The organism is Hyphomonas sp. FCG-A18, from assembly GCF_045287255.1.
Classification (GTDB): domain Bacteria; phylum Pseudomonadota; class Alphaproteobacteria; order Caulobacterales; family Hyphomonadaceae; genus Henriciella.
In genome coordinates, this window is the sequence record NZ_CP137142.1 from 1,479,834 (window position 1) to 1,494,341 (window position 14,508).

The 14,508-nt window shown below is 54.6% G+C and carries 17 protein-coding genes; 5 read left to right on the plus strand and 12 right to left on the minus strand.

Annotation, left to right across the window (positions count from 1 at the left end; translation table 11 throughout):
* The first annotated feature begins 36 nt into the window (after window positions 1–36).
* Window positions 37–912, plus strand: a complete 876-nt coding sequence (locus tag RYZ27_RS07255; RefSeq protein WP_406681729.1) for a hypothetical protein — start codon at window positions 37–39, stop codon at window positions 910–912.
* A gap of 11 nt (window positions 913–923) precedes the next feature.
* Here the strand turns inward: RYZ27_RS07255 and RYZ27_RS07260 are convergent, their stop codons facing one another.
* A complete protein-coding gene (locus RYZ27_RS07260) occupies window positions 924–2,960 on the minus strand; it encodes a lytic transglycosylase domain-containing protein (RefSeq protein ID WP_406681730.1) in 2,037 nt (678 codons plus the stop codon).
* Window positions 2,961–3,068: 108 nt separating this feature from the next.
* On the opposite strand from RYZ27_RS07260, the gene dapA reads away from it, so the two are divergent.
* Together dapA and smpB are read left to right on the plus strand one after the other, a co-directional pair.
* Entirely contained in the window at window positions 3,069–3,941 is an 873-nt protein-coding gene (gene dapA, locus RYZ27_RS07265) for a 4-hydroxy-tetrahydrodipicolinate synthase (RefSeq protein WP_406681732.1), read from the plus strand.
* Between the two features lie 3 nt (window positions 3,942–3,944).
* A complete protein-coding gene (gene smpB, locus RYZ27_RS07270) occupies window positions 3,945–4,424 on the plus strand; it encodes an SsrA-binding protein SmpB (protein WP_406681733.1) in 480 nt (159 codons plus the stop codon).
* On the opposite strand, the gene RYZ27_RS07275 is transcribed toward smpB, so the two are convergent.
* From RYZ27_RS07275 to RYZ27_RS07290, 4 genes are all read right to left on the minus strand, one after another.
* Window positions 4,421–5,395, minus strand: coding sequence for a threonine/serine dehydratase (locus RYZ27_RS07275; RefSeq protein ID WP_406681734.1), 975 nt, complete (start codon window positions 5,393–5,395; stop codon window positions 4,421–4,423). The genes smpB and RYZ27_RS07275 overlap by 4 nt on opposite strands.
* An 8-nt stretch (window positions 5,396–5,403) precedes the next feature.
* The gene (locus RYZ27_RS07280) at window positions 5,404–6,384 is read right to left on the minus strand and encodes an NAD-dependent epimerase/dehydratase family protein (protein WP_406681735.1); all 981 of its coding nucleotides are present in this window, start codon (window positions 6,382–6,384) and stop codon (window positions 5,404–5,406) included.
* A 78-nt stretch (window positions 6,385–6,462) separates the two neighbouring features.
* Complete coding sequence (gene galU, locus RYZ27_RS07285) at window positions 6,463–7,326, minus strand: UTP--glucose-1-phosphate uridylyltransferase GalU (protein ID WP_406681737.1); 864 nt, start codon at window positions 7,324–7,326, stop codon at window positions 6,463–6,465.
* A gap of 79 nt (window positions 7,327–7,405) precedes the next feature.
* The gene (locus tag RYZ27_RS07290; protein ID WP_406681738.1) at window positions 7,406–7,663 is read right to left on the minus strand and encodes a hypothetical protein; all 258 of its coding nucleotides are present in this window, start codon (window positions 7,661–7,663) and stop codon (window positions 7,406–7,408) included.
* A gap of 236 nt (window positions 7,664–7,899) precedes the next feature.
* Between RYZ27_RS07290 and RYZ27_RS07295 the strand changes: the two genes are divergently transcribed.
* Entirely contained in the window at window positions 7,900–8,601 is a 702-nt protein-coding gene (locus tag RYZ27_RS07295; RefSeq protein ID WP_406681739.1) for a sugar transferase, read from the plus strand.
* Window positions 8,602–8,605: 4 nt separating this feature from the next.
* Here RYZ27_RS07295 and RYZ27_RS07300 read toward each other — a convergent pair whose 3' ends face one another.
* From RYZ27_RS07300 to pdeM, 6 genes are all read right to left on the minus strand, one after another.
* Window positions 8,606–9,376: an SDR family NAD(P)-dependent oxidoreductase gene (locus tag RYZ27_RS07300; protein ID WP_406681740.1), complete on the minus strand. Its 771-nt coding sequence runs from the start codon at window positions 9,374–9,376 to the stop codon at window positions 8,606–8,608.
* A 33-nt stretch (window positions 9,377–9,409) separates the two neighbouring features.
* Window positions 9,410–10,312, minus strand: a complete 903-nt coding sequence (locus RYZ27_RS07305; RefSeq protein WP_406681741.1) for an SDR family oxidoreductase — start codon at window positions 10,310–10,312, stop codon at window positions 9,410–9,412.
* Window positions 10,313–10,386: 74 nt separating this feature from the next.
* Entirely contained in the window at window positions 10,387–10,851 is a 465-nt protein-coding gene (locus tag RYZ27_RS07310) for a hypothetical protein (protein WP_406681742.1), read from the minus strand.
* 40 nt (window positions 10,852–10,891) lie between these two features.
* Complete coding sequence (locus RYZ27_RS07315; RefSeq protein ID WP_406681743.1) at window positions 10,892–11,263, minus strand: hypothetical protein; 372 nt, start codon at window positions 11,261–11,263, stop codon at window positions 10,892–10,894.
* A gap of 4 nt (window positions 11,264–11,267) precedes the next feature.
* Entirely contained in the window at window positions 11,268–12,092 is an 825-nt protein-coding gene (locus RYZ27_RS07320) for a mechanosensitive ion channel family protein (protein WP_406681773.1), read from the minus strand.
* A gap of 115 nt (window positions 12,093–12,207) precedes the next feature.
* Entirely contained in the window at window positions 12,208–12,942 is a 735-nt protein-coding gene (gene pdeM / locus RYZ27_RS07325; protein ID WP_406681744.1) for a ligase-associated DNA damage response endonuclease PdeM, read from the minus strand.
* Window positions 12,943–13,019: 77 nt separating this feature from the next.
* Between pdeM and radC the strand changes: the two genes are divergently transcribed.
* Entirely contained in the window at window positions 13,020–13,712 is a 693-nt protein-coding gene (radC, locus tag RYZ27_RS07330; RefSeq protein WP_406681745.1) for a DNA repair protein RadC, read from the plus strand.
* Window positions 13,713–13,716: 4 nt separating this feature from the next.
* Here the strand turns inward: radC and RYZ27_RS07335 are convergent, their stop codons facing one another.
* On the minus strand, window positions 13,717–14,448 hold the full coding sequence (locus RYZ27_RS07335; protein ID WP_406678839.1) for a lysophospholipid acyltransferase family protein: 732 nt from the start codon (window positions 14,446–14,448) through the stop codon (window positions 13,717–13,719).
* Window positions 14,449–14,508: the final 60 nt, after the last annotated feature.

The window sequence follows — 14,508 nt, forward strand, 5'->3', positions numbered from 1 at the left end:
TCTTGCTAAGCTGAAAGGCGCGAATAGGAGTTTGCTATGCGGTATGATGTGTTTTTGGTGAGCGCACTGAAAGATCAGGAAAAGGCCGAATTGATCGTACGAAAGTTGCGCGCCCTGAAATTCAAAGTCCGTTATGACAAGAAACGTGAGCATACGACGCCAACACCCAAGGATTATCGGGATGCCGATAATGCACAGTCCATTCTGGTTTTATGGTCAAAGGCAGCCTGCAACACGAAGAGCAAAGATAGCGACTGGGTCCATGCGATTGCCCATCATGCGCGTTCTAAACCAGGCGTTCTGATCCAGGCTGGCTTGGACAAGACCGTACCAGATGAGCCGTTTGCTGACGATGATCGCTACGCCCTTTCCGGGCTAACTGCCCGTACAACAGTTAAAGGCCTCTATGAGCTGGTTGATGATCTCGGCAAACGCGATGGCCGCAAAGACCTGCGCGAATGGATGGAAATCAAAACGCGTGACAAGGACGCCAAAGACGCATGGAAAGCCAAACATCCCACTGACCCGCTATCATTGGTTGGCAAACCCAAGCCTAAGCCGGCGCCTGCCCCGAAAGCTGTAGTCAGCACAAGTGCAGAAGCGGTAGCGGCGCCAACAGCCCCGGCACTGAAACCTGCACCTGTCGTAACTGCCCATGCCCCTGGCTATGAGGAAGAAGGTGACGATGTTCCTGACATTGGTCAGTGGATGATTATCGGCATTTTAGCCAGTATCGGGGTTTTGCTGTTTTTCTCATGGTTGCTCAGAACTCAGGCTGGTGCACCTGCGATCGGTAATGCCGCTGTGATGAGTGCTGAATGTCCAGCCGGACAAATGCCAGCTTATCTTCTTGATACGGGGCCTTTGGAAGCCGGACCGATCATCGACGATACGGTTGAGGAACCCTCTTAAGGGCCCGCGCACTACTCGTTGAACTTACCGCGCTCGAGATCTTCACGAAGCTGAATTTCTTCCGGCTGACCACTCAGGCGATGGCGGTAAACCTGTGTATTTTCCAGAACGCGCTGCACGTAATTGCGGGTCTCGCTGAACGGAATGAACTCAACCCAGTCAATCGGGTCGATCTCGCCAGCGCGCGGATCACCATACTCGCCAATCCAGCGCTGTGGGCGCGAGGCCCCGGCATTATAGGCCGCCGCCGTCATGATATAGCTGCCATTGAACTGCCCCAGCAAAGTGTCGAGATGGGCCCCGCCTAACGTCATGTTATAGCCCGGGTCGTCGGTCAGCCAGCTTGTCCGGAATGGTAGCCCTTGTCGCCGTGCCTCAAGTGAGGCTGTGCGCGGAATAAACTGCATGAGACCCCGCGCGTTTGCATGGCTGATCGCGGCAGGATTCATCTCGCTTTCCTGACGGGATAAAGCCAGCATGAGCGATCGCTCGACACGCGGCTCTTTTAGGAGTGGATATTCGACCACAGGATAAGCCGCATCCGGGGCAACGACGCCTTTTGCAAGACCTGCCTTGGCACCACGCACGCCAATATCCGCATAATGATATTCACGGCCAAATTCGGCCAGAAGCTCAAAATCCTGCGGGCGGGTGAGCTGATCATCAAGATGATAAGCAAACTTGCGGAAAGCTGCGTCCCAACCATTCTCAGCAAACAGGCGCATCGCGCGAACCGTTGAGCGGCTATTGAACGCCGTACGGTCCTGCTCGGTCACACTATAACTTTTAGGCAGATAGATCGTGTCTTCTGCTGACTTTTGAGCCGCGAGCTGGCCATAATAGGTGAAATCATATTGGCCTGCTGAAGCATAAACAGCCTGCGCGCCTACGGTATCGCCCAGAGCTTCCTTGGCCCGGCCCTGCCAATAGCGTGCACGGGAAAGACTGATCGGTGTACTGACACCTTTCTCTAGATTCTCAAAATGCTGGAGCCCTTTGGCCGCATCACCAAGATGACGCAAAGCAATCCAGCCCGCATTAAACTCAGCCGCCGCGAAATCTGTTCCACCTGTCATGCCGTGCCGTGACGCCAAATCATAAGCCAGCAGCCAGTCCTGATTCTTCAGCGCCGTGCGCATCGCGATGTTGCGCTCATCCCAGAGGCGGCCCTGTCCGGCTGCAGGCACCTGCTGACCATCAATTTCACGGAGAAGCGGTGCAATCCGATCCTGACTGATATGGGCCTTGCGCCGCCACCAGGCCCGATCGAAGACCAGACCAGGGTGATTTTGCAGGCTGGTCGGAACCGCGCCAATCGCGCTTTCTACCCCGCGGCTACGGCTGATCAAACGCGTGCGTGCATCCACCAAAGCCCGCCAATCGCGCCCCAAATAAGGTTTCATCGCTGTGGCGGAAGACGTCTGGCGGGCCCATAACAGGAAATCGGCGCGCTTCTCGTGATCTTCTTGAGACAGGCGATCACCCCATTTATTCAGGATGGTCCGCATGTCAGACGAAGACAGAGTACGCCCATGCCAAGCCTTGCGTATTTCGATAATGGCTTGCTCGTTTTGCCCAAGGCTCTCAAGCGCTTTAGCGTAAGCCAAATGGCCGGCTCCCGTCTTGGCCCCATCATGGCTGCGGAACCAGGCCACACGCGCGCTCATACTCAAGGCGGAGTCATCAATAGCGTCTTCAGCACGGGCACGGATATCGCTAATATCAGGCCAGCTCGACAAACGTGTCAAAGCCTGATCGATCCTGTCAAATGACATCGTGGTATCACGGCGGGCCAAGTACCAGGTCAGGATATCCTTGGCCGTGGAATCGCGAACTTGCCCCTCAATGCGCCGGACAGTTGACCACTTTCCCTCATCGACAGCTTCAAGACCATCGCGCAACAAGGCCGCATCATACGTAGCTACAACTTCTGAAGCGGCGATGATATCTGGTTTCAAACTGGGCGCAGGGGCGATGAAGGCGTTCGCCGCGCCGTTTGCTGTAGTCAAAGCCAAAGCGAAAATCAGTCCAGAAATACCAAAACGCATATGTTGCATCTCTATCCTTTGTCGAAAGCCTCAATCATGGTTATAGGCCAGATGTGACCAAAGTCTGTCGATTTGTGTCCGACCGCAATATGAAGGCCATTCTGTCCAATGTTTCATGGTTCTATTCCTGCCCTTGTTACCCCTTTCAAGAATGGGGCCATAGATCGCGAAGCGTTTGCGAATTTGATCGATTGGCAAATTGAGCAAGGCTCCAGTGCTTTGGTTCCCTGTGGAACAACAGGCGAATCAGCCACGCTATCCCACGACGAGCACCGTATGGTCGTCGAAAACTGTATAGAGAGTGCTAAAGGCCGTGTGCCTGTCATTGCTGGGGCAGGATCAAACTCGACCCGGGAAGCGATTGAACTGGTGAGCCATGCCAAAAGCGTGGGCGCCGATGCCGCTCTGGTCATCTGTCCGTACTACAATAAGCCCAATCAGGACGGTCTCGAGGCCCACTTCCGCGCAATCAATGATTCTGTCTCCCTGCCGCTGATTGTCTATAATGTACCGAGCCGCACAGCCTGCGACCTGTTACCTGAAACCGTCGCGAAGCTCGCCAAACTGCCAAACGTCATCGGTATCAAGGATGCCACAGGGGACCTTGGCCGCGTCTCCCTGCACACAGCGCTGACACAAGGCGAGCAATTCCACCAACTGTCTGGCGATGACATGTCAGCCCTAGGCCATCGCGGCATGGGCGGTGCTGGATGTATCTCCGTTACTGCGAATGTCGCCCCGCGCCAGTGCGCAGATATGCATGACGCTTTCAATCGCGGTGACCTTAAAGCGGCCCAAGCCATCGAAGCGCGTCTGATCCGTCTGCATAATGCGATGTTTGAAACACCCTCACCGGGTCCGGCGAAATACGTCCTGGCCAAGATGGGTCTGTGTGATGCTGAAGTCCGCCTGCCGATTACAGCGTCTGATGAAGCCGCACAGGCGATTATTGACGAAGCGCTAGAGGCCGCCCAACTTTAAGCCATGGCAAAGAAGTCCCAAACCAAAGGCCGCAGCGACGGCCTCGTTGCAGAGAATCGGCGCTCTCGCTTCGACTATGCTGTCGAGGATACGCTGGAGGCTGGCATTATGCTGGTTGGCAGTGAGGTGAAATCCCTACGCAACGGAAAAGCCAATATTGCAGAGAGCTATGCCAGCGTTGAGGAAGGTGAACTTTGGCTGATCAATGCGGATATCCCGACCTATGAAGGTGCAAACCGCTTCAACCATGCCCCTCGTCGCAAGCGTAAACTGCTTGTTTCCAAACGTGAGCGCGCCAAGCTTTCGCAAGCGGTGGAGCGCGCTGGTCGCACGATCATTCCTCTGAAGCTTTATTTCAACGATCGTGGCTTCGCAAAGCTCCTCATCGGGATCGGCACAGGTAAGAAAAAAGCGGATAAGCGCGAGACAGCCGCCAAGCGCGACTGGCAACGCCAGAAGGCGCGCCTGATGAAAGAGGCCTAGCCTTTCAAGATTTGCGCGAACAGGTCTGCATCGACATTCCCGCCAGTCAGCACAACGCCAACACGCTGCCCTTTCATGGCTTCGGGCAGAGCAAATAAAGCGACGGCGAGCGCTGCAGCGCCACCCGGTTCAACAACCAGTTTCAAATGGCGAAACGCAAGGCGCATCGCCTCGCGGATTTGATCATCACTCACAGCCAAACCGCCACTCAGACGGCTCTGTCCCACCCCCCAGGTCAGATCTCCCGGCTGCGGTGTCAGAATCGCATCACAAATGGAATGCGTTCCCGGTGCATTGCGCTGAATGTGCCCCGTGGCCAAGGACCGCGCCCAGTCATTGTGGTGCTCAGGTTCAGCGGTCCATATCTGCGTTTCTGGTGACAGCCCCTCAAAAGCCAGCGCAATGCCGCTGATCAAACCTCCACCACCAGCACAGCACATCAGGTGATCAAGTCCGTCTACTTGGCGGGCAAACTCGACGCCGCTTGTCCCCTGTCCGGCAATGATCATTGCATCGTCAAAGCTTGGGACAAGAACAGCACCGCGCTCCCCTGCAATGGTCGCAGCAATCTCTTCGCGGCCTTCGGTATTGCGGTCATAGCTGTATATTTCTGCGCCATCAGCCAGAACGCCATCGACTTTCACCTGGGGGGCATCAGCAGGCATAACAATCAAGGCAGGCATCGACAGATACTTCGCAGCGCGGGCAATCCCTTGCGCATGATTACCGGATGAGAAGGCAACAACGCCAGCAGCGCGATTTTCTTCCGGGATTTGCAAAAGCCGGTTCATGGCCCCGCGCAGCTTAAAGCTTCCCGTCTCCTGCAAACATTCTGCCTTAAGAAACAGATCTGCCCCTGCACGCTCATTCAAAACTGAATTGGTCAGGATCGGTGTTTCAACAACCTGTCCACGAATTCGTTCATATGCAGCAAGAATGTCTGTGTGCGTAGGCAGCGGCAAATCAGACATTGAACCCTCTACTCAACCAGCATCTCTTCACGGAACCAGGAGACAAACCGGCTGATGCCATCGCTCAGAGCAACCTTGGGTGCATAGCCATAATCTGTTTGCATACGGGTGATATCTGCGCAGGTTTCTGTCACGTCGCCCGGCTGCATGGGCTCCATCTGCTTATGCGCTGTACGCCCTGTCGCACGCTCAATTGTGGCAATAAAATCAAGCAAAGCAATCGGTTCATTGTGCCCGATATTATAGATGTGATGAGGACGCCTGCCGCTTTCAAAATGCGGTGTTTCGGTAGCGATCGCCATAACCCCTGAAACGGCGTCATCAATGTACGTGAAATCGCGTTTCATCTGGCCACCATTGAATACGCGAATGGTTTCACCTTTCAGGATTTTTTCGGTAAACGACCAGTAGGCCATATCGGGTCGGCCCCAAGGTCCGTAGACGGTGAAAAAACGCATACCGATCTGCTGTAACCCGTACAGTTTGGCATAAGTCTGGCTCATGAGTTCGTCTGCGCGCTTGGTCGCCGCATAGAGCGAGACCGGACTATCCACTGCAGCGTCTTCCCGAAACGGGGCCTGCGTATTGTCGCCATAAACCGAACTTGAAGATGCATAAGCGAGAAGAGGCTGGCGCGCGGCATGTCGGCAGAACTCCAGAACCGACAAATGCCCGGTCAGGTTGGATGAGGCGTAAGCAAATGGATTTTCGATCGAATAACGTACGCCCGCCTGCGCCGCTAAATGGATTACGCGATCAATATCGTCGCGTTCTGGAAGCTGTAGAAGAGCATCGTGATCGGCCAAATCCATTCTGCGAAAGGTAAAAGCAGCATTGCCTTGCAATTGCGCCAAACGCGCGTCTTTTAGAGCTGGGCTGTAATAATCATTGAGGTTATCGATACCAAGCACTTGATGGCCAGCTTTCAACAAGCTTGCAGCCACCCGCGAGCCAATGAAACCAGCAACACCTGTAACCAGAAAGAACATCGCGACTCCTCAGTCCGTCCGGTCTAAACCCGCCGCAGATTTATTGAAAGTCAGTAAATACTGCCAAGATGACATATATTACTTTGCGGCGTTGACCAGCTCGCGTGCGACAGCCCCGATCTCAGCATGGTCAAGCGCATGCGCAAGGACAGCCTCAAAATAGCCCTCCTTGGATCCGCAATCATAGTCCTTGCCCTCGAACTCATAAGCGTGGAAGGCCTGAGCCTCCATAAGGCGCGCCATAGCGTCGGTCAGTTGGATTTCACCCCCTGCCCCAGCGCCCTGATCCTCAAGCAGACCAAAAATTTCAGGCTGCAAGATGTAGCGTCCGGTAATCTTGAGGTTAGATGGCGCTTCATCACGGGGTGGTTTTTCCACCATGCCAGACATTTCGATTAAGCGGTCATTTCGCGACTTTGGCGCGATGACACCGTACGACGATACGCGATCCTCAGGCACCTGATCAACGGCAATCACATTTCCGCCAACTTGATCATAGGCCTCAACCATTTGGGCAAGACAGGATTTTTCCGCTTTCACGATCACGTCTGGCAGCAGGATCGCAAAGGGTTCGTTGCCCACAATGTCACGAGCACACCAGATTGCATGACCAAGCCCCAAAGGCGCCTGCTGACGCACGAAGCTCGCAGCACCGGGCTTGAGAAGGCGAGCCTCAAGATCTTCGAGAACGCCAGCCTTGCGCTTTTGCTGTAGCGTTGCCTCCAGCTCATAGGCACGGTCAAAATAGTCCTCGATGGCCCCTTTATTTCGGCCCGTCACAAAGACGATGTGCTCAACTCCGGCCTCAAGTGCTTCATCGACCACGTACTGGATCGCTGGCCGGTCCACGACTGGCAGCATTTCTTTCGGAATCGCTTTCGTAGCGGGCAAAACCCGTGTCCCCAAACCAGCAACCGGCAGTACAGCCTTACGAATCGTCATCGACGTCTCCTTAACTTTGAAGACGTGATAGCGCCGAACACCCTAAGATGACCAGTCACGCACTGCCGATCAGCATTCCCTACAATGATGAGTATAGACCTATACCGCCAAGCCAGGTTCCTACACAGGCCCCGATGACCAGCCATGTGATAAACTGCGCCGAGAACTTGGTCTGACGCACAGAGAAATGGCGATTCAACTTGTCCTGAAGGGCCTTTGCAGGCGAGGTGACAGGAACCACCAATGAACCCGCGTCCAAATCAGCGACCTCACCATTCGAGACATCGCTGGCATCCTCTAAGGGTTGCTTGTCTGGCTTTCGTAGCGCTTCACCCATGATCGCTCTCCTAATGTCGAAAGATCACTATCGGAAATTAGGCCTAAGCAAGTCCTAAAATCAGGTAGCAGATTTCATACGCCCCAAAATTCCCCAGAGACGGGAATTTCCGGTGTGTTCATCACCAAAACTCCCCTCAAAGATGAATAATTCTCAGGGACAGCTAATTTTTGTTGCAATTCCGTAATGAAATTTCCTACCAAGCCCATGACTAACAGCGATGAAGGGGTCGGCTGATGGGTCTACAAAGCCTCAATTTTGAGGCTGGCACTGCTTTTTCAGCAGAGCCAGCGACAGGATATAATGAATCTGACTCGCGGCTACTCGGCCTTAACGGACCGGTGAAGAGAGCCATGGATATTGCGCTGGTTATGCCAGCGCTGATCTTCCTGCTTCCAGTTTTCCTTATTATTGCTCTGATCATCAAACTTGAGGGTGGGCCCATCTTCTTTATCCAGCAGCGCCTGGGACGAGACGGCAAACGCTTCGGCATGATTAAATTCCGAACCATGCACACGGACGCAGAGGCGCGGTTGGATGCTCTGCTTGAACAATGCGTCGATAGCCGTGCGGAATGGGAAACTTTCCAGAAACTGAAGCGGGATCCCCGTATCACGCGATCTGGTGATTTCCTTCGACGCTCCTCTCTGGATGAACTCCCGCAGCTGCTCAATATTCTGATCGGAGATATGTCTGTCGTCGGTCAGCGCCCGATCTTGCTCAATCAGCGCGATGCCTATGGTGTGCATATCAAAGGGTATGAGCGCGCACGCCCAGGACTGACCGGCCTCTGGCAAGTCTCCGGGCGCAATGCATTAAGTTTTCAGGACCGCGCGGCCCTCGGCAGTGAATATGTCAATCAATGGAGCTTGTGGTTTGATATCAAACTCATCGCACTCACCGTGCCGCGGGTCCTGCTCAGCAAAGACGCTTTCTAAGCTTCTAAAGTGATGCCCACTGGTGGCCACCATCAACAACGATGGTTGATCCCGTCATGAACCCCCCCGCCTCAGACGCGAGCAGCAAGAGCGGGCCAGACAGCTCTTCATGCTGCCCAAAGCGGCGCATCGGGATACGCTTGCGCATCTTCTCGCCTTCATCACTATCAAGGAAGGTGTCGTTGATTTCGGTCTTGAAATAGCCCGGCGCAATCGCATTCACGCGCACACCATAACGCGCCATTTCAAGCGCCATCGCTCGGGTCATGTGATCACATGCTGCTTTCGATGCGCAGTAAGCCGCCATCGTCTGACCCACACGGAGCCCGGCGACGGAGGCAATATTGATCATGCTGCCTGGCTTACCCGCCTTCGCCAGCGCACCAGCAAAGGTCCGCGCAACCAGCCAGACCCCTTTGACATTGGTGTCCATGACCAGATCGAAATCGTCTTCATCCATTCTGATAAAAAAGTCTTCGCGGCTAAGGCCAGAATTGTTGATGATAATATCCGCAGGACCACCAAAGCGCTCGATCGTCGCGGCAAGGGCCGCTTCAATCGTATCCGCCTTGGTCACATCCATCGCCACAGGCAGGGCCTCCCCGCCACTCGTCTCAATTTCAGAGGCCAGCGCCTCAAGACGATCAACGCGTCGCGCCGCCAAAACAACCTTTGCGCCAGCGGCTGCAAGAGTCTTGGCAAAATGCCGTCCAAGCCCGGAAGATGCCCCCGTTACGAGCGCAACTTTGCCCGTCAGATCAAATCGATCCGCCATAGTATTTTCCTTCAAACTGATTCAAGAGATGTCTTAGACGGTCCGTTTCGCCCTGTCTTTGGCATTTGTGGCTTCAATCGCCTCACGTGCGGCCTGCCACTGCGCATCACCCCATTGGGCCAGCTGTGAGAAATTGCCGCCAGTTGCATTATAGGCGGCACCATCAATCGCGATGGTCTGACCATTCACATATTCAGCGCCCGGTCCCATCAGGAAGACGGCCAGGTTGACCAGCTCATGCATCTTGCCGATCCGGCCCATCGGGTTGCGCCCATCTCTGGCCATGTCCTCTGTACTGTCGGCATCGGGGGCGAGACGCTTGGTCATCCCTTCGGTTGGGAAAGGGCCCGGTGCAATTGCATTGAAGCGAAGGTTGTAACGCCCCCACTCCACCGCGAGAGATTGCGTCATCGTGTTGACCGCTGACTTGGACATCGCAGAGGGCACAACGAATGGACCACCATTCCAGATCCACGTGGTCAGGATGGAAATGACATTGCCCTTCAGCCCCTCTTTGATCCAGCGCGTGCCAATGTCATGGGTCATGTAGAACGTACCGCGGAACACGATATTCGCGATGGCATCAAAGCCACGGATCGAGAGGTCTTCGGTGCGTGAAATGAAGTTTCCGGCCGCATTGTTCACAAGACCTGTCAGCGGCCCATGCTCGCTCCAGATCTTGTCATTCATTTCAGTGATCGCTTCAGCGACGCGAATATCGCAAGCATGACCGACAACCTTGCCGCCATGCTTTTCCATCAATTCCTTGGCAGTCTCTTCGACTACGCCGCCGCGTCGCCCGCAAATATGGACTTCTGCTCCAAGCTTGAGAAAACCTTCCGCCATCTCTTTGCCAAGCCCGGTTCCACCACCCGTGACAAGGATACGCTCCCCGTTCATCAGACCGTCCTTGAACATCATATGCGCCATATCCATAGCGTCTCTCCCTGTCTTTTTATCTGACAAAGAGACTATGCCGAATGGGAGAAAGGAAAAGCGGTCGCGTCGGGTTAGTCTTCGCTGGGAGGTTGATAAGCCTCGTTCGGGAAAAAGGCCCGCGAGCAGGATGACGTTGTATAATAACCGTCCTCAGCGCCCTTATAGGCAATCACGACATGCGTTTCATCGCGGGCGAAGCTTGTGCCGCACGTCGCGCTGTACTGCCCCGGCAAATGCACGATCGCGATATTCATACCCGGCTTGCCCTTGATTTCACGGCTGACCTGAAAAGTTGTGACATCACGGCGATACTCAAACTCAGGCGGACCCAAAACCGCGCGCTGCACACGTTGCCACCATGTCAGGTTCAGCTTCTCCGGCGCGACATTGATCACCTGCCCTTCAAAGACGAGATCAGCGCCTTGCATCTGCTGGTCAGCGGACTCGGGTAACATACAGCTACAGGCCAAGGCTGGCGCAGTCGCAAAAGCGGAAAGAGCGGAAAGAGCGGCAAGAGCAAGAATGCGATTCTTCATGCTCACATTTAAACCCTGCCAGCGTGGCGAAACCAAGGCGTTACTTCCGGAACGGTAATGTCAGTAGCCGCCACAGGAACCAGATTGGTAAGACGATCCCTGCACCAGCCAGGGCCGGCTTCCAGAAGTTTGTAACGGCCCATCGCAAGGCCCCGCCCAATGTCGAGAGGAAAGACCCGATTGCGGCTGTCATGTCGACATTGGGTGATGCTGGATCGAACTCGGCAGCCATGACAAGGAAGCCAACGAGAATGCAGAGAAGGATCAGTTTGACCCAGCCCCACAGTTTGATTCCAAAGAGGCGAAGCAGGATATGCCGCTTTTGCCGTTTGGGTTTTTCAACCTGAACAGGCTCGGGCGCCACAGGTTTGGCTTCCTGTGGCGCTGGCGCGGATGGTTCTGCTTCACTCAAAGTGTTAGCTCGATTTCTGGATCATCATTGTATGCGGGTATGGAATGGAAATACCCTGCTCATCGAACGCAGCTTTGACTTTCTTGGTAATGTCAAACTTCACATCCCAATAGTCAGCGCCTTTGACCCATGACCGGGATTGAATATCGACTGAGCTGTCATTCAGGTTCACGACTTTAATGAATGGCGCAGGGTCAGACATGATCCGGTCATCCGCTTCGACAATGCCGTGAATAATGCTGATCGCTTTATCCATGTCATCATTATAATCGATCCCGAAGGTGACATCGACTCGGCGGGTCGGGAAACCGGAATAGTTCTTGATCACCCCAGCAATCGCTTGGCTGTTTGGCACCATGATCTGTACATTATCCGGTGTCGCCATAACCGTCTGGAACAGGTTGATCTCCTTCACGGTGCCTGCAACGCCTGCCAGCTCAACATAGTCTGACAATTTGTAAGGGCGGAAAATCATGATCATGATGCCTGACGCGATATTCCCGAGCGCGCCCTGTAGCGACAAACCAATCGCCAAAGTAAGTGCACCCAGAATAGCAACGAGGCTGGTGGCCTGAACCCCAAAGACCTGTAACGCTGCGATCAGCACGGCTGCTGTGATTGCCCAGCGCACCATCGAGCCAAAGAAATTGCCGAGCGTATTGTCAATGCTTTCTTGCTTGAGGGCGGTCCGCTTAACCAGATTGCCGAGCCAACTGGCAACCCGCAGACCAATGATCAGAACAATCAGGGCCCCAAGGGCATTCAACCCAAACCCGATAATGCTATCACTATAGGCAGCCCAGATTTCAGCCGGATTGGTCCAATCCATACCCTGTGTGCTCGGGCTTATTTCTGCTGCTTCGTTTTCCATGGGGACCCCTCTTAGTTTTAAGTCTCAAGCTTGTCCTAGCTTGTGAATGTGACAGGGCTTTACAGGCTTTTACTCAAAGCCGCCACTTGCCAAGATCAGAGCGCGCGCCATCCGGTACCAGGCGTTTGGTTGAAATCGGAATGACCGCATCCTGTGTCATCGCAAACACCATCATGCCTCCTTCCGGAAAACACGGCTCATAAGCAGTATCCAAGACGTTCAGACCGCCAGTAAACACCCCCATAGCCGGCATAATGAGCCGTTCTCCGTCGGTGACGAAACATCGCCTGCGCAATGACCTCACGCGACTGATCACGCGCGCGCAGGGATGAAGGTGCCCCGCTATCTCGCCGCTTTCCCCCGTTGGTTCATGCCGAAAGACCAGATCGGCGATTCGCAGGGCCTTAGCGGCGCGTCCGCCCAAATGCGCTGGTGGGTCAGGATCATGGTTCCCTTCCACCCAGATCCAGTCCGTGCGCCGCGTAAGACTTCTAACGCGTTCAGTGTCGGCTTCATCCATGCGGCGCTCAGCTTTGCCATCATGGAAACTATCCCCCAAACTGATGACACAATCGGGTGCGAAGTCTGCAACCAGCTGCTCAACCAGCCCAAGCGTTGCACTGGTATCGTAGGGCGGCAACATCTGCCCGCGCGCGGCATAGCTGGAGCCCTTTTCCAGATGCAGGTCAGAAACAATCAATATGCGTTGATCAGACCACCAGAGTGCCCCTTGCGGCAAGGGTTCAAGCAATTCACCCCGCAAGTGAAGGCGCATCTGAGAGGATTGAGCTGTTGCGTGTGCTGACATACCTGAACCCTGACGCGGACTTGAATTCTGGTCAATTCTGATTTGTCTCTGATCCGCGACGCGGTATGTTTGTATAGATGACTGATTCCCAGAAACAGGTTCCACATTGGCAAGGTCACCGCGACCGCCTGCGCGGAAAACTGCTCAATCGCGGTCCTGACGCGCTCGAAGATTATGAGCTCCTGGAAACGCTGCTCTTCGCTTTCATCCCACGCCGGGATGTCAAACCCATCGCAAAAACACTCTTGCAGAGATTTGGTTCAATCTCGGCAATCTTTAGTGCCGATCCTGATGCGCTTACACAGGTTAAAGGTATTGGTGAGAGCGCAGCCGCCTACCTCAAAGCGACGCAGGAGATTGGGCTGCGCGCTTCACGCGAGACGTTACAAAACCTGCCCATCATCTCCAACTGGGCCGCGCTGCTCGCTTATGTCCGTACGCAGTTACAGCATGAAACCCGTGAGCAGTTCCGCGTGCTTTTTCTGGACAAGAAAAACCAGCTTCTGAGTGATGAGTTGATGGGTCAAGGCACGGTCGATCATGCGCCCGTCTACCCCCGCGAGATTGCCCGGCGCGCATTAGAGCTTCATGCATCCGCTCTAATCCTTGTGCATAATCATCCTAGCGGGGACCCGACCCCGTCACGCACGGACATTGATATGACGCGTGAGATTATCGACGCCCTGTCACCGCTTGATATTGTTGTGCACGATCATCTGATCGCCGCAAAACAGGGCGTTACAAGTTTCAAGACCCAGGGCCTGATCTAATGCCCTACATACCGCGCATATGCGGCTGTTCAAATGGGAAGTCAGAGACCGCGAGAGCATCCATGCGGATTTGCTCATCTGCAGAGAATTTGCCCTGCTGATGCTCTGGTAAAGCCGACGCAATCACACTCATCAGCTTGTCGCCAAATTCGTCCAGGACAAGCCGACGTTCTGGCCCTTTCAAGCTGGTGACCGGTGGATCAAGTGGAGGGTGGAAAACGATCCGAACCTTTGAGCGGCCCTTCTTAAGCAATGCTGACGCCCCGATGATCGAAACCGGAACCACTTGCGCGCCGCTCATTTGCGCGATCATGGCTGTCCCCGGCCGTGCCGGACGCACGGTTTCAGCCCATGAGCCACCTTCAGGGAAGATACAAAGCGGCGCATCCTGCGCGAGAACATCCAGCGACTTTCGCAGGGTCGAGCGCGAGTATGTGCCGCGATAAGCGGGGATAATCCCCCACATCTTCGGCAGGATTTTCGCCCATGCTGGCGCATCCACCATGTTTGCGCCGCCGATGAACTCAAGCATACGCGGCGCGGCATACAGCATCAAAGGGGCATCGACGAAATTGAAATGATTGGCCGCAAGAATCACTCGTCCCTGTTTCGGAACATGTTCAAGCCCGACCAATTCAAGGTCGCCCAACACGCTGATAAGGCGCCCTGTCAGCCATCGCATGACAGTTCGCAGAACGGTTCGGCGTGGATACCGGATCGATTTAGCCTCTCCCATCCACAAACGCTAAGCAGAGCGATCTGTTCTGGCAAACCCGGAGCTGTAATCGATTTCTTC

Excerpts from the sequence above, each read along its gene's own strand:
- smpB (WP_406681733.1), top strand. The coding sequence starts at position 3,945 with ATGGCAAAGAAGTCCCAAACCAAAGGCCGCAGCGACGGCCTCGTTGCA.
- RYZ27_RS07260 (WP_406681730.1), bottom strand. The coding sequence starts at position 2,960 with ATGCGTTTTGGTATTTCTGGACTGATTTTCGCTTTGGCTTTGACTACA.
- RYZ27_RS07300 (WP_406681740.1), bottom strand. The coding sequence starts at position 9,376 with ATGGCGGATCGATTTGATCTGACGGGCAAAGTTGCGCTCGTAACGGGG.
- RYZ27_RS07335 (WP_406678839.1), bottom strand. The coding sequence starts at position 14,448 with ATGGGAGAGGCTAAATCGATCCGGTATCCACGCCGAACCGTTCTGCGA.
- RYZ27_RS07255 (WP_406681729.1), top strand. The coding sequence starts at position 37 with ATGCGGTATGATGTGTTTTTGGTGAGCGCACTGAAAGATCAGGAAAAG.
- radC (WP_406681745.1), top strand. The coding sequence starts at position 13,020 with ATGACTGATTCCCAGAAACAGGTTCCACATTGGCAAGGTCACCGCGAC.
- RYZ27_RS07305 (WP_406681741.1), bottom strand. The coding sequence starts at position 10,312 with ATGGATATGGCGCATATGATGTTCAAGGACGGTCTGATGAACGGGGAG.
- RYZ27_RS07275 (WP_406681734.1), bottom strand. The coding sequence starts at position 5,395 with ATGTCTGATTTGCCGCTGCCTACGCACACAGACATTCTTGCTGCATAT.
- RYZ27_RS07280 (WP_406681735.1), bottom strand. The coding sequence starts at position 6,384 with ATGTTCTTTCTGGTTACAGGTGTTGCTGGTTTCATTGGCTCGCGGGTG.
- RYZ27_RS07295 (WP_406681739.1), top strand. The coding sequence starts at position 7,900 with ATGGGTCTACAAAGCCTCAATTTTGAGGCTGGCACTGCTTTTTCAGCA.
- dapA (WP_406681732.1), top strand. The coding sequence starts at position 3,069 with ATGTTTCATGGTTCTATTCCTGCCCTTGTTACCCCTTTCAAGAATGGG.
- galU (WP_406681737.1), bottom strand. The coding sequence starts at position 7,326 with ATGACGATTCGTAAGGCTGTACTGCCGGTTGCTGGTTTGGGGACACGG.
- RYZ27_RS07320 (WP_406681773.1), bottom strand. The coding sequence starts at position 12,092 with ATGGATTGGACCAATCCGGCTGAAATCTGGGCTGCCTATAGTGATAGC.
- pdeM (WP_406681744.1), bottom strand. The coding sequence starts at position 12,942 with ATGTCAGCACACGCAACAGCTCAATCCTCTCAGATGCGCCTTCACTTG.
- RYZ27_RS07310 (WP_406681742.1), bottom strand. The coding sequence starts at position 10,851 with ATGAAGAATCGCATTCTTGCTCTTGCCGCTCTTTCCGCTCTTTCCGCT.
- RYZ27_RS07290 (WP_406681738.1), bottom strand. The coding sequence starts at position 7,663 with ATGGGTGAAGCGCTACGAAAGCCAGACAAGCAACCCTTAGAGGATGCC.